The sequence below is a fragment of the Burkholderia sp. BCC0097 genome (assembly GCF_902832985.1).
GTDB lineage: Bacteria > Pseudomonadota > Gammaproteobacteria > Burkholderiales > Burkholderiaceae > Burkholderia > Burkholderia orbicola.
In genome coordinates this window covers 468,925-481,173 of sequence record NZ_CADFDM010000007.1, presented here as the reverse complement: position 1 = coordinate 481,173, position 12,249 = coordinate 468,925, and the positions used below count along the sequence as shown (strand labels likewise).

Below are 12,249 nucleotides of genomic sequence, written 5' to 3'. Positions count from 1 at the left end.
ACGGCCGCCGATTCAACGACACACTGAAACAATCGCCCGCGCTGCGCGCCCGGGCACGGAGAAAGGTATGGCTGGTCATTCGAAATGGGCCAACATCAAGCATAAGAAGGCTGCGGCCGACGCGAAGCGCGGCAAGATCTGGACTCGCCTGATCAAGGAAATCCAGGTGGCGGCGCGCCTTGGCGGCGGCGACGTCAACTCGAACCCGCGCCTGCGTCTCGCGGTCGACAAGGCAGCCGACGCGAACATGCCGAAGGACAACGTCAAGCGCGCGATCGATCGCGGCGTCGGCGGCGCGGACGGCGCGAACTACGAAGAAATCCGTTACGAAGGCTACGGCATCAGCGGCGCGGCGATCATCGTCGACACGCTGACCGACAACCGCACCCGCACGGTCGCGGAAGTGCGCCACGCATTCTCGAAGTTCGGCGGCAACATGGGCACCGACGGCTCGGTCGCGTTCATGTTCGATCACGTCGGCCAGTTCCTGTTCGCGCCCGGCACGTCGGAAGACGCGCTGATGGAAGCCGCGCTCGAAGCCGGCGCGAACGACGTGAACACGAACGACGACGGCTCGATCGAAGTGCTGTGCGACTGGCAGGCGTTTTCCGCGGTGAAGGACGCGCTCGAAGCTGCCGGCTTCAAGGCCGAACTCGCCGAAGTGACGATGAAGCCGCAGAACGAAGTCGAATTCACCGGCGACGACGCGGCGAAGATGCAGAAGCTCCTGGACGCGCTCGAGAACCTCGACGACGTGCAGGACGTGTATACGAACGCCGTCATCGTCGAGGAATGAGATGCCGGCCGCCGCGCGCAGCGTTGCGACGGCGGCCCGACCGATTTCGCGGCCGGCGCGCCTGAGCGTGCCGGCCGCCCTGTTTTCTAGTCTGCGGGGAATCCCATGAAACTACTCGTCGTCGGTTCCGGCGGCCGCGAACATGCGCTGGCGTGGAAGCTCGCGCAATCGCCGCGCGTTCAGATGGTCTACGTCGCGCCCGGCAATGGCGGCACGGCGCAGGACGAGCGTCTGAAGAACGTCGACATCACGGCGCTCGACGAACTCGCCGATTTCGCGGAGCGCGAAGGCGTCGCGTTCACGCTCGTCGGGCCGGAAGCGCCGCTCGCGGCCGGCATCGTCAACCTGTTCCGCGCACGCGGCCTGAAGGTATTCGGCCCGACCCGCGAAGCCGCGCAGCTCGAAAGCTCGAAGGATTTCGCGAAGGCGTTCATGAAGCGCCACAACATTCCGACCGCCGACTACGAAACCTTCGCCGATGCGGCCGCCGCCCACGCGTACATCGACGCGAAAGGCGCGCCGATCGTCGTGAAGGCCGACGGCCTCGCGGCCGGCAAGGGCGTCGTCGTCGCGATGACGCTCGAAGAAGCGCATGCGGCCGTCGACATGATGCTGTCGGGCAACAAGCTCGGCGATGCCGGCGCGCGCGTCGTGATCGAGGAATTCCTCGATGGCGAGGAAGCCAGCTTCATCGTGATGGTCGACGGCAAGCACGCGCTGGCGCTGGCTTCCAGCCAGGACCACAAGCGCCTGCTCGACGAGGATCGCGGCCCGAACACCGGTGGCATGGGCGCGTATTCGCCCGCGCCGATCGTCACGCCGCAGATGCATGCACGCGTGATGCGCGAAATCATCATGCCGACCGTGCGCGGGATGGAGAAGGACGGCATCCGCTTCACGGGCTTCCTGTACGCGGGCCTGATGATCGACAAGGACGGCAATCCGCGCACGCTCGAGTTCAACTGCCGGATGGGCGACCCGGAAACGCAGCCGATCATGGCGCGCCTGAAGAGCGATTTCTCGAAGGTCGTCGAGCAGGCTATCGCGGGCACGCTCGACACGGTCGAGCTCGACTGGGATCGCCGCACCGCGCTGGGCGTCGTGCTCGCCGCGCACGGCTACCCGGACGCGCCGCGCAAGGGCGACCGCATCAACGGAATCCCGACCGAAACCGAACAGGCCGTGACGTTCCATGCGGGCACGACGCTCGCCGACGGCGACAAGCTCGTGACGTCCGGCGGCCGCGTGCTGTGCGTGGTCGGCCTCGCCGATTCGGTGCGCGAAGCGCAGCAGCATGCGTACGACACGATCAACCAGATCAATTTCGAAGGCATGCAGTACCGCCGCGACATCGGCTTTCGCGCGCTCAACCGCAAGAGCACGTGACGTCGCAATCGCCGCCCCACGCCCTCGCGGCGGCGGCGCCTCTGCCGGGGTTCGATAGAATGCCCGGCAGATGCTTTTTTTACGGCCCCCGCGTCAGGCGGGGGCAGCCAGTCCAGACATGACCGATTCGACCTACGACGTGGCGCGTGTGCGCACGTACCTCCAGGGCCTGCAGACACGGATCGCCGACGCGCTCGGCGCGCTCGACGGCACGCCGCTCGCGACCGATACGTGGCAGCGCGGGCCGGCCGAACGCCTGCGCGGCGGCGGCTGCACGCGAATTCTCGAAGGCGGCCGCGTGTTCGAACGCGCGGGAATCGGCTTTTCCGACGTCGCGGGCGACGCGCTGCCGCCGTCGGCGAGCGCGGCGCGCCCGCAACTCGCGGGCCGCGGCTTCGAGGCGCTCGGCGTGTCGCTGGTGCTGCACCCGCGCAATCCGTACTGCCCGACCGTGCACATGAACGTGCGGATGCTGATCGCGACGAAACCGGGCGAGGCGCCCGTGTTCTGGTTCGGCGGCGGCATGGATCTGACACCGGTTTACGGCTTCGAGGACGACGCACGGCATTTCCACCAGACCTGCAAGGACGCGCTCGACCCGTTCGGCGCCGAGCTCTACCCGCGCTTCAAGCAATGGTGCGACGAATATTTCTTCCTGAAGCACCGCAACGAGACGCGCGGCATCGGCGGGATCTTCTTCGACGACTTCTCGGAGCCCGGTTTCGAACGCTCGTTTGACCTGATGCAAAGCGTCGGCGATGCGTTCCTGAACGCTTACCTGCCGATCGTCGAACGCCGCGCCGAGCTGCCGTACGGCGAGCGCGAGCGCGACTTCCAGGCCTACCGCCGCGGCCGCTACGTCGAATTCAACCTCGTGTTCGACCGCGGCACGCTGTTCGGCCTGCAAAGCGGCGGCCGGACCGAGTCGATCCTGATGTCGATGCCGCCGGTCGCGAACTGGCGCTACAACTGGCAACCCGAGCCGGGTTCGCCGGAAGCGCGCCTGACCAGCGACTTCCTCGTGCCGCGCGACTGGGTCTGAGCCCGCGCGTGCCGCTGCCCCAACGAAAGGACGCGTTTCTGGACACCACCGCCCGCCCCGCCCCGCTGCCGCGTCGTATCGGCTTGCTGGGCGGCACCTTCGACCCGATCCACGACGGCCATCTCGCGCTCGCGCGCCGGTTCGCCGAACTGCTCGACCTGACCGAACTCGTATTGCTGCCCGCCGGGCAGCCGTACCAGAAGCGCGACGTGTCGGCCGCCGAGCACCGGCTCGCGATGACGCGCGCGGCCGCCGGTACGCTGTCCGTGCCGGGCGTGACCGTGACCGTCGCCACCGACGAGATCGAGCACAGCGGCCCGACCTATACGGTCGAGACGCTCGCGCGCTGGCGCGAGCGAATCGGCCCGGATGCGTCGCTGTCGCTGCTGATCGGCGCCGACCAGCTCGTGCGCCTCGATACGTGGCGCGACTGGCGCACGCTGTTCGACTACGCGCACATCGGCGTGTCGACGCGCCCGGGCTTCGAGCTCGGCGCGGCGCCGCCGGACGTCGCGCGGGAAATCGCCGCGCGGCAGGCCGGCGCCGACGTGCTCAAGGCCACGCCGGCAGGCCGCCTGCTGATCGATACGACCCTTTCGTTCGACATCGCCGCGACCGACATCCGCGCGCACCTGCGCGAATGCATCGCACGCCATGCACAAATGCCCGACGCATCGGCCGAACATGTGCCGGCCGCCGTATGGGCCTATATTCTTCAACATCGCCTCTACCATTCCTGAATCCATGGATATTCGCAAACTGCAGCGCGTGATCGTCGACGCCCTCGAAGACGTCAAGGCGCAAGACATCAAGGTGTTCAACACCAGCCACCTGACCGAACTGTTCGACCGCGTGGTCGTCGCCTCGGGCACCTCCAACCGCCAGACCAAGGCGCTCGCGTCGAACGTGCGCGACAAGGTCAAGGAAGCCGGCGGCGACGTCGTCAGCTCCGAAGGCGAGGACACCGGCGAATGGGTGCTGGTCGACTGCGGCGACGCGGTCGTGCACATCCTCCAACCGGCCTTGCGCCAGTACTACAACCTCGAGGAAATCTGGGGCGACAAGCCCGTGCGGATGAAGCTCGGCGGCGGCAAGGGCAACGGTTTCGCCACGGCGAGCGAAGACGACGAGGAAGAGGAAGAAGCGCCCGCACGCCCGGCGCGCAAGACGGCCGCCCGCCGCCGTTAAGCCGTCACGCGTCTGTCGATGAAGCTTTTCATCCTCGCGGTCGGTCACAAGATGCCCGGCTGGATCGCATCCGGCTTCGACGAATACACGAAGCGGATGCCGCCCGAACTGCGCATCGAGTTGCGCGAAATCAAGCCTGAACTGCGTTCGGGCGGCCGCAGCGCCGAAAGCGTGATGGCCGCCGAGCGGCAGAAGATCGAGGCCGCGCTGCCGAAGGGCGCACGCCTCGTCGCGCTCGACGAGCGCGGCCGCGACTGGACCACGATGCAGCTCGCGCAGGCGCTGCCCGGCTGGCAGCAGGACGGCCGCGACGTCGCGTTCGTGATCGGCGGCGCCGACGGGCTCGATCCGGACCTGAAAGCACGCGCCGACGTGCTGCTGCGCATCTCGAGCATGACGCTGCCGCACGGCATGGTGCGCGTGCTGCTGGCCGAACAGCTTTACCGGGCGTGGAGCATCACGCAGAATCACCCCTACCACCGCGCATGACGTGTCGTCCTCGAGACGCGCGCCGGGCGCGCTCAACGAGATAACGACACCATGCCGTCCAGCACGTCCCCCGCGCTTTTCCCGATCCTTTACCTCGCTTCCCAAAGCCCGCGCCGCCAGGAGCTGCTGCAGCAGATCGGCGTACGCTTCGAGCTGCTGCTGCCGCGCCCCGACGAGGACGCCGAGGCGCTCGAAGCCGAACTGCCCGGCGAAGCCGCCGACGCGTACGTGCGGCGCGTGACCGTCGCGAAGGCCGAGGCCGCGCGTGCACGCCTCGTCGCGAGCGGCAAGCCGGCCGCGCCGGTGCTCGTTGCGGACACCACGGTGACGATCGACGGCGCGATCCTCGGCAAGCCGGCCGACGCCGACGATGCGCTCGCGATGCTCACCCGCCTCGCGGGCCGCGAACACGAGGTGCTGACGGCCGTTGCCGTGATCGGCGCCGATGGCGAACTGCTGCCGCCCGCGCTGTCGCGCTCGTCGGTGCGTTTTTCAAACGTACCGCGCGACGCATACGTGCGCTACGTCGAAACCGGCGAGCCGTTCGGCAAGGCCGGCGCGTACGCGATCCAGGGCCGCGCGGCCGAATTCATCGAGCGAATCGACGGATCCCATTCAGGTATCATGGGTCTGCCCCTTTTTGAGACTGCCGCGCTGCTGCGTACCGCACGCGTCGCCTTCTGAACCGCACCATGAACGAAGAAATCCTGATCAACCTCACGCCGCAGGAAACGCGCGTCGCACTCGTCCAGCAAGGTGCGGTGCAGGAGCTTCACGTCGAGCGCACGCTGTCGCGCGGGCGGGTCGGCAACATCTATCTCGGCAAGGTCGTGCGCGTGCTGCCCGGCATGCAGTCGGCGTTCATCGACATCGGCCTCGAACGCGCGGCGTTCCTGCACGTCGCCGACATCTGGCATCCGCGCCTCGCGGGCGAGCCGCAGTCGGGCGCGCCGCACCAGCCGATCGAGAAGATCGTGTTCGAGGGCCAGACGCTGATGGTCCAGGTGATCAAGGACCCGATCGGCACAAAGGGCGCGCGGTTGTCGACGCAGGTCAGTATCGCGGGGCGCACGCTCGTCTACCTGCCGCAGGAGCCGCATATCGGCATCTCGCAGAAGATCGAAAGCGAAGCCGAACGCGAGGCCGTGCGTGCGCGCCTGACGGCCGTGATCCCGCCGGACGAGAAAGGCGGCTACATCGTGCGCACGATCGCCGAGGATGCGACCTCAGACGAACTGGCCGGCGACGTCACATACCTGCGCAAGACCTGGGCGACGATCGTCGCGCAAGCGCAGCGGCTGCCGGCGACGAGCCTGCTGTACCAGGATCTCGATCTCGCGCAGCGCGTGCTGCGCGATTTCGCGAACGACGACACGACGCGCATCCAGGTCGATTCGCGCGAAACGTACACGCGCCTGTCGGAATTCGCGGGCGAGTTCACGCCGGCCGTGAGCCCGAAGCTGCATCACTACACGGGCGAGCGGCCGCTGTTCGACCTGTACAACATCGAGACGGAGATCCAGCGCGCGTTGTCGCGCCGCGTCGACCTGAAGTCGGGCGGCTACCTGATGATCGACCAGACGGAAGCGATGACGACGATCGACGTGAACACGGGCGGCTACGTCGGCGCGCGCAACTTCGACGACACGATCTTCAAGACCAACCTCGAGGCCGCGCACACGATCGCGCGGCAGCTGCGGCTGCGCAACCTCGGCGGGATCATCATCATCGACTTCATCGACATGGAGAACGCCGAGCACCGCGACGCGGTGCTGTCCGAGCTGAAGAAGGCGCTGTCGCGCGACCGTACGCGCGTGACGGTCAACAGCTTCTCGCAGCTCGGGCTCGTCGAGATGACCCGCAAGCGCACGCGCGAATCGCTCGCGCATGTGCTGTGCGAACCGTGCCCGACCTGCCAGGGCAAGGGCCAGGTGAAGACGTCGCGCACCGTGTGCTACGACATCCTGCGCGAAATCCTGCGCGAGTCGCGGCAGTTCAACCCGCGTGAGTTTCGCGTGATCGCCGCGCAGCAGGTGATCGACCTGTTCCTCGACGAGGAGTCGCAGCATCTGGCGATGCTGATCGACTTCATCGGCAAACCGGTGTCGCTGCAAGTGGAGTCGAATCTGAGCCAGGAGCAGTACGACATCGTGCTGATGTGACGGCGCGTTCTTTTGCGGTTGCGCGACTCCTGCCCGGTGCGGCACGGATTCGCGTAGCCGGTATGCATCGCCGAACGGCTATTCGTCGCGGGTTGCTTTCCGTGCGAAGCGCTCGATTGCGTCGGTATCCCATCGGCCGAGACGCATCGCTTCTTCCAGCATGCCGAGTGTCAGGGGCACAAGTTCCGGGGCACGATATTTCGACGAAAACAGCCCAAGGAACGTTCTGACCATATCGAGCGTTTCCGGGCCGATGTATCGCTGATACGGAAAATGCTCTACATCGATCCCGAAGGTCTCGCCCCACTTGTCGATAAATTCGATCGCGTCGATTCCCGTGATGCGGAGGTCCTCTTCCATCCGGCTTGAACGTGACAGCTTCAGCGGACCGCCAAAAAGCGGACGCCCTAACTCCCCCCGAGCAAATGCCTCGAGCCGATCCCATGCCGTGTCAGTCATATCAGAGCACCCTGTCTTCCGGTTTTGCAATGCTGTTGTAGACCTGCACCGTATTCCACATGACGACCGCCGCATCCGTGGCGAGCATGATAGTGCCGACAACGGGCACTGCACGCCCGACGAATGCACCGAGGTTACGAGTCGTCGCGATCCGCATACCACCGGCACCGGCTTTCGTGATGGTCGGCATCCGAATTCTGACGTTGAACGGCAGCGCTTTGCGCGCCGCAAGCGACGCAACCGAGGTGCCGGCCACTGCGCCGCGCGGCTTGCCGGGAACCGGTACATCGTTCTGCCCCAATAGAACAGCAGCCGCAGCACCAAGGTCGTGAAAGCCAAACCGTTTGCAAACCTGATTCACGGCAACCCAGAAAAACAGATCCCCCGGCGTGAGATCTTCACGCCCCTCGTACGAATAGCGATTGTCCGACATACGGCCCTCGTTGTTGTTCGAATAGCCGCAGACGTTAGCAAAGCCGAACACGCTCGCCATCCCTGTATCATTCGGTCAGGCGTGTAATAGGCCGCTTGCCCAGGCCGCACGGCGAAGAGCGCATCGCGCAATGGTTTAACAACCGTTTCGGGAACGGTCCCGCGATACGCCCTCTTTCGCCTCCAGCCTCGCCCATGCCGCACGTCGACAGGGTGCCCGCGCCATCCGCCGCGCTATCCTTTCTCACCTCTCAATCGTTCACCACACACCATGAGCCAAGGCCACAACCGCCGCCAGCGCAAGAAACTCCACATCGGCGAATTCCAGGAACTCTCGTTCAACGCCACCGCGCATTACCGCAATGAAATGACCGACCTCGAGCGCGGCCAGTTGATCGATGCATTCATCGACTTCGTCGAAGCGAACGGATTGCTGACTGTCGCGTCCGCGGACGAAGGCATCGGCGCGTACGTGATCTCCGGCGCGCCGCGCGGCACGACGACCGACGCCGACCGCGAACTCGTGCGCGGGTGGCTGGCCGCCCGTCCGGAACTGAAGGACGTCCAGGTCAGCGAATTCGCCGACGCGTGGTATCCGGACGCCTGATTTTCCGGTTTCACGCTGTTTCGGACAGCAGCCGCGCCTGCGCCGCGTCCGCCGAATGGCCATGATTGCGGCAGGCGTTGCGGCGCGGTTGCCGCGGTCCGCGGGCCTCGGCTCGTTGAGCCAGGGGCCCCGCGGCAGCGGCGCCGGTGCCCGCATCGTCGTTGATCGGCCACCGCAGCCGGGCCTCCAACCCCGCGTCCGATCCCTTCCTTTTCCCGACGGTCGGCCTGCAACAGGCCATCGAAGTCGGTCCTGAAAGCAAGACACGTTAAACTCTCACCTCGCGTGGTGCGCCGCCCGCACCCGCCATCCATCGCCAGCCGCGTGCCCTCGGGCCGCCCCCCGATCCATGGAGTGAGTGTCAATGAGCGGCGGACTCCCGTTTCCCGCATCCCGCAAGTCGTTGCCGTCGTCGACGGTCTTCCTGATTCTCGCCGTCGCCGCGCTGCTGTCCGGCTGCGGGCTGCTGCCGGTCCAGAACCCGCCCGCGCCGATCAGCGAGGCGCTCGTCGAGCCTGTCGAGGAGACCGCCGGCGAGCCGCTGACGATGCCGCCGGTGCCCGCGCCGACGCAACCGGAGGAACCGGAAGCGCCGAAGAAGCCGCACCGCGAGGTGGCGCGGCCCAAGCCCGTGCAGCGCCCCGAATCGCCGACCCCGCCGCCGCCTCCACCCCCGCCGATCGTCGCGACGCGCTCGCTCGACCGCACCCAGATCCACGCGCTGCTCGACAGCGAGGTCGCGCGCCGCAACGGCAAGGTCGTCGGCCGCGCGGTCGACATGGTGGTCGACGCGAGCGGCAAGCCGCGCGAGATGATCGTCAACCTGCAAGGCTTCATGGGCATCGGCGACCGCAAGGTCATCTTCCCGTGGAACGTGTTCCGCTTCACGCCGGGCGGCAAACAGGAGCCGATCGTGCTCGACGTGCCGTCGGGCGACCTGCCGCCGGCCGCCCGGCCGAAGGCCGTGCCGCTGTCGGGCTCGGCCGCGGCATCGCCGGCGACGCGACTGCCGATGCTCGACAGCGACGTCGAGCGCCCGAACGGCACGAAGATCGGCCGCATCGTCGACGTACTGATCGACCGCGGCGCCCAGCCGCAGGCCGTCGTGCTCGACCTCGGCGGGCTCGTCAATACCGACCGCCGCTCGATCGCCGCGAGCTGGGGCGCACTGCGCTTCGTCACGCGCGACAAGGCGCTGCACCCGCAGCTCGACCTGAACGACGCCCAGATCAAGGCAGCGCCGCCGTACGCGGCCGACAAGCCGATCGTCGCGGTCTTCCCGCCCGTTGCCCCGGCCGCCGCACCGGCCTCGTCTGCGAGTGCCACCCGATGACGATCAAGCATTCCGTCAGCGTGCGCAGTCTCCGGGCCCTCGACTGGCTCAACTTTTTCGTTGCAAACGTTCAAACCGGGTTCGGTCCGTTCATCGCGTCCTACCTCGCGTCGCACAAGTGGACGCAGGGCGAGATCGGCATGGTGCTGTCGATCGGCACGATCAGCGCGATGGTCAGCCAGGTGCCGGGCGGCGCGGCCGTCGATGCGCTGAAGAACAAGAAAGGCGCGGCCGCGTGGGCGATCGCGGCCATCATCCTGTCCGCCGTGCTGCTCGCGTCCAGCCCGACGATCGTGCCGGTGATCGCCGCCGAGGTGTTCCACGGCTTTGCAAGCTGCATGCTGGTGCCGGCGATGGCCGCGATCTCGTTCTCGCTCGTCGGCCGCGCCGACCTCGGCGACCGGCTCGGCCGCAATGCGCGCTGGGCGTCGATCGGCAGCGCGGTCGCCGCGGGCCTGATGGGGCTGACCGGCGAATACTTCTCCGCGCGCGCGGTGTTCTGGCTGACCGCCGTGCTGGCGCTACCCGCGCTGTTCGCGCTCGCGATGATCCAGCCGACGCACCAGGTGATTCCGCAGTCGTCGAAGCCTGACGAGCTCGACGAAGCCGGCGAGCGCGAAACGCTGCTCGAACTGCTGCGCGACCGCCGGATGCTGATCTTCGCGGCCTGCGTCGTGCTGTTCCACCTGTCGAACGCCGCGATGCTGAACCTCGCGGCCGGCGAAGTGACGGCCGGGATGGGCGAGAACGTGCAGCTCGTGATCGCCGCGTGCATCATCGTGCCGCAGGCGATCGTCGCGATGCTGTCGCCTTGGGTCGGCCGCTCCGCGCAGCGCTGGGGGCGCCGGCCGATCCTGCTGCTCGGATTCTCCGCGCTGCCGGTGCGCGCGCTGCTGTTCGCCGGCGTCAGCAGCCCGTACCTGCTCGTGCCGGTGCAGATGCTCGACGGCATCAGCGCGGCCGTGTTCGGCGTGATGCTGCCGCTGATCGCGGCCGACGTCGCGGGCGGCAAGGGCCGATACAACCTGTGTATCGGGCTGTTCGGGCTCGCGGCCGGGATCGGCGCGACGCTCAGCACGGCCGTGGCCGGCTACGTCGCCGACCACTTCGGCAACGCGGTCAGTTTCTTCGGGCTCGCGGCCGCCGGCGCGCTCGCGGTGCTGCTGGTCTGGCTCGTGATGCCCGAAACCCGCGTCGAGAACGGCGATGCGACGGCCGACGAACCGGCGGCCGCGTCGCCCGAACAGGCGCATTGACGGCAGCGCGCCGCCCGCTACCCGCTTCTTGGCCGATGCACGATGGATACGATCAGGACACTCAACGAAGCCCGCCAGCAGATCCAGCAGTCGATCTTCGATCTGTTCAAGGGGCTGTCATTCAGCGAACGGCTCGCCCAAGGCGGCCTGATGGCGCTGCAGGCCGTCTGCGGCGCGTGCCTCGCGTATGCGATCGGCCGCGCGATGCATAGCGAGCAGGCGGTGTGGGCGGCGATCACCGCGATCGCCGTCACGCAGCACAACTACTCGGACACGATGTCGCTATCGCGCGACCAGTTCATCGGCGCGATGGTCGGCGGCGTGCTCGGCTTCGCCGGCGCGGCGCTGGGCGGCGATCGCCTCGTCGCGTATGCGATCACGGTCGCGGTCGTGATCGTCTGCTGCTGGTGCCTGAACGTCGGCAGCGCGGCACGGCTCGGCGGCGTGACCGCGACGATCGTGCTGCTGTTCCCGGGCAACGGCCCGCTGTGGGACGTTCCGCTGATCCGGTTCGGCGAAGTGACGCTCGGCACGGTGTGCGCGCTCGGCGTGTGCTGGGCGATGTCGAGAATCGAGCGGCGCTGGTTCCGGCGCGCGGCGGCAAAGTGACGCGGCGCCGGGCAATGCACCCGGCAGCCGGATGAACGATCGGAACGCTGCGTAACGGATACGGACCGTGTACGGACGGGGTTACGGACCGACCCGCAGCACGATGCCCGAGCCGATCTGCACGAGCAGGTAGTCGCCGCCGACGCCGACCCAGTGATAGCCGCGCGGCGGCGCGCTCAGGTGGTAGCCGCGCCAGTCGTCGACCACGTACTGGCGATCGCGGAACTCGTCCGGCAGCCGGTCGCCCTTGTGCCAGTCGCGGCGCGGCCCGTCGGCCCAGCGCGGCGGCATGTCGTCTTCGCGATGCATCGCGTGGCCGGGCGGCATGTGTTTCGGGCCATGGCCGCGATGCATGCCGGGGCCTCCGCGGTCATCGTGATTGTCGTGGTTGCCGTGATCCTGCGCCATCGCCGCGGTGGCGGCGCAGCCGGCCGCGATCCATGCGGCCAGCATCATGCCGTGCATCCTCTTCATTGTCCTTCCCTCCGTG

The 12,249-nt window shown here is 67.5% G+C and carries 15 protein-coding genes; 12 read left to right on the top strand and 3 right to left on the bottom strand.

What is annotated here, in order from left to right; translation table 11 throughout:
* Positions 1–67: 67 nt before the first annotated feature.
* The 8 genes from HWX07_RS25480 to rng all read left to right on the top strand — a co-directional run bounded on the left by HWX07_RS25480 (position 68) and on the right by rng (position 7,063).
* Positions 68–796, top strand: coding sequence for a YebC/PmpR family DNA-binding transcriptional regulator (locus tag HWX07_RS25480; RefSeq protein WP_006478227.1), 729 nt, complete (start codon positions 68–70; stop codon positions 794–796).
* 105 nt (positions 797–901) lie between these two features.
* The gene (gene purD / locus HWX07_RS25475) at positions 902–2,182 is read left to right on the top strand and encodes a phosphoribosylamine--glycine ligase (protein ID WP_175878108.1); all 1,281 of its coding nucleotides are present in this window, start codon (positions 902–904) and stop codon (positions 2,180–2,182) included.
* 118 nt (positions 2,183–2,300) lie between these two features.
* On the top strand, positions 2,301–3,224 hold the full coding sequence (hemF, locus tag HWX07_RS25470) for an oxygen-dependent coproporphyrinogen oxidase (protein WP_175878107.1): 924 nt from the start codon (positions 2,301–2,303) through the stop codon (positions 3,222–3,224).
* 14 nt (positions 3,225–3,238) lie between these two features.
* A complete protein-coding gene (locus HWX07_RS25465; protein WP_249196479.1) occupies positions 3,239–3,964 on the top strand; it encodes a nicotinate-nucleotide adenylyltransferase in 726 nt (241 codons plus the stop codon).
* A gap of 4 nt (positions 3,965–3,968) precedes the next feature.
* Entirely contained in the window at positions 3,969–4,412 is a 444-nt protein-coding gene (rsfS, locus tag HWX07_RS25460) for a ribosome silencing factor (RefSeq protein ID WP_006484266.1), read from the top strand.
* An 18-nt stretch (positions 4,413–4,430) separates the two neighbouring features.
* Positions 4,431–4,901, top strand: coding sequence for a 23S rRNA (pseudouridine(1915)-N(3))-methyltransferase RlmH (gene rlmH, locus HWX07_RS25455; protein WP_006478222.1), 471 nt, complete (start codon positions 4,431–4,433; stop codon positions 4,899–4,901).
* 51 nt (positions 4,902–4,952) lie between these two features.
* On the top strand, positions 4,953–5,585 hold the full coding sequence (locus HWX07_RS25450) for a Maf family protein (protein WP_175878105.1): 633 nt from the start codon (positions 4,953–4,955) through the stop codon (positions 5,583–5,585).
* 8 nt (positions 5,586–5,593) lie between these two features.
* Complete coding sequence (gene rng, locus HWX07_RS25445; RefSeq protein WP_175878104.1) at positions 5,594–7,063, top strand: ribonuclease G; 1,470 nt, start codon at positions 5,594–5,596, stop codon at positions 7,061–7,063.
* A gap of 78 nt (positions 7,064–7,141) precedes the next feature.
* Here the strand turns inward: rng and HWX07_RS25440 are convergent, their stop codons facing one another.
* On the bottom strand, positions 7,142–7,522 hold the full coding sequence (locus HWX07_RS25440) for a DUF1493 family protein (RefSeq protein ID WP_175878103.1): 381 nt from the start codon (positions 7,520–7,522) through the stop codon (positions 7,142–7,144).
* Between the two features lies 1 nt (position 7,523).
* Complete coding sequence (locus HWX07_RS25435) at positions 7,524–7,955, bottom strand: STM2901 family protein (protein WP_175878166.1); 432 nt, start codon at positions 7,953–7,955, stop codon at positions 7,524–7,526.
* A 270-nt stretch (positions 7,956–8,225) separates the two neighbouring features.
* On the opposite strand from HWX07_RS25435, the gene HWX07_RS25430 reads away from it, so the two are divergent.
* From HWX07_RS25430 to HWX07_RS25415, 4 genes are all read left to right on the top strand, one after another.
* Positions 8,226–8,561 (top strand): 50S ribosome-binding protein YggL, encoded by a 336-nt coding sequence (locus HWX07_RS25430; protein WP_006478219.1) that lies wholly within the window; start codon positions 8,226–8,228, stop codon positions 8,559–8,561.
* A 364-nt stretch (positions 8,562–8,925) separates the two neighbouring features.
* A complete protein-coding gene (locus HWX07_RS25425; protein ID WP_175878102.1) occupies positions 8,926–9,894 on the top strand; it encodes a PRC-barrel domain-containing protein in 969 nt (322 codons plus the stop codon).
* Positions 9,891–11,150: an MFS transporter gene (locus HWX07_RS25420; RefSeq protein ID WP_011545849.1), complete on the top strand. Its 1,260-nt coding sequence runs from the start codon at positions 9,891–9,893 to the stop codon at positions 11,148–11,150. The genes HWX07_RS25425 and HWX07_RS25420 overlap by 4 nt, the downstream gene beginning before the upstream one ends.
* Before the next feature lie 42 nt (positions 11,151–11,192).
* Complete coding sequence (locus tag HWX07_RS25415) at positions 11,193–11,759, top strand: FUSC family protein (RefSeq protein ID WP_175878101.1); 567 nt, start codon at positions 11,193–11,195, stop codon at positions 11,757–11,759.
* 81 nt (positions 11,760–11,840) lie between these two features.
* Here the strand turns inward: HWX07_RS25415 and HWX07_RS25410 are convergent, their stop codons facing one another.
* Entirely contained in the window at positions 11,841–12,233 is a 393-nt protein-coding gene (locus HWX07_RS25410; protein ID WP_175878100.1) for an RcnB family protein, read from the bottom strand.
* Positions 12,234–12,249 lie beyond the last annotated feature (16 nt).

What these genes read in the sequence shown, in the direction of transcription:
- HWX07_RS25480 (WP_006478227.1), top strand. Translation starts at nt 68, where the DNA reads ATGGCTGGTCATTCGAAATGGGCCAACATCAAGCATAAGAAGGCTGCG.
- purD (WP_175878108.1), top strand. Translation starts at nt 902, where the DNA reads ATGAAACTACTCGTCGTCGGTTCCGGCGGCCGCGAACATGCGCTGGCG.
- hemF (WP_175878107.1), top strand. Translation starts at nt 2,301, where the DNA reads ATGACCGATTCGACCTACGACGTGGCGCGTGTGCGCACGTACCTCCAG.
- rsfS (WP_006484266.1), top strand. Translation starts at nt 3,969, where the DNA reads ATGGATATTCGCAAACTGCAGCGCGTGATCGTCGACGCCCTCGAAGAC.
- rlmH (WP_006478222.1), top strand. Translation starts at nt 4,431, where the DNA reads ATGAAGCTTTTCATCCTCGCGGTCGGTCACAAGATGCCCGGCTGGATC.
- HWX07_RS25450 (WP_175878105.1), top strand. Translation starts at nt 4,953, where the DNA reads ATGCCGTCCAGCACGTCCCCCGCGCTTTTCCCGATCCTTTACCTCGCT.
- rng (WP_175878104.1), top strand. Translation starts at nt 5,594, where the DNA reads ATGAACGAAGAAATCCTGATCAACCTCACGCCGCAGGAAACGCGCGTC.
- HWX07_RS25440 (WP_175878103.1), bottom strand. Translation starts at nt 7,522, where the DNA reads ATGACTGACACGGCATGGGATCGGCTCGAGGCATTTGCTCGGGGGGAG.
- HWX07_RS25435 (WP_175878166.1), bottom strand. Translation starts at nt 7,955, where the DNA reads ATGTCGGACAATCGCTATTCGTACGAGGGGCGTGAAGATCTCACGCCG.
- HWX07_RS25430 (WP_006478219.1), top strand. Translation starts at nt 8,226, where the DNA reads ATGAGCCAAGGCCACAACCGCCGCCAGCGCAAGAAACTCCACATCGGC.
- HWX07_RS25425 (WP_175878102.1), top strand. Translation starts at nt 8,926, where the DNA reads ATGAGCGGCGGACTCCCGTTTCCCGCATCCCGCAAGTCGTTGCCGTCG.
- HWX07_RS25420 (WP_011545849.1), top strand. Translation starts at nt 9,891, where the DNA reads ATGACGATCAAGCATTCCGTCAGCGTGCGCAGTCTCCGGGCCCTCGAC.
- HWX07_RS25415 (WP_175878101.1), top strand. Translation starts at nt 11,193, where the DNA reads ATGGATACGATCAGGACACTCAACGAAGCCCGCCAGCAGATCCAGCAG.
- HWX07_RS25410 (WP_175878100.1), bottom strand. Translation starts at nt 12,233, where the DNA reads ATGAAGAGGATGCACGGCATGATGCTGGCCGCATGGATCGCGGCCGGC.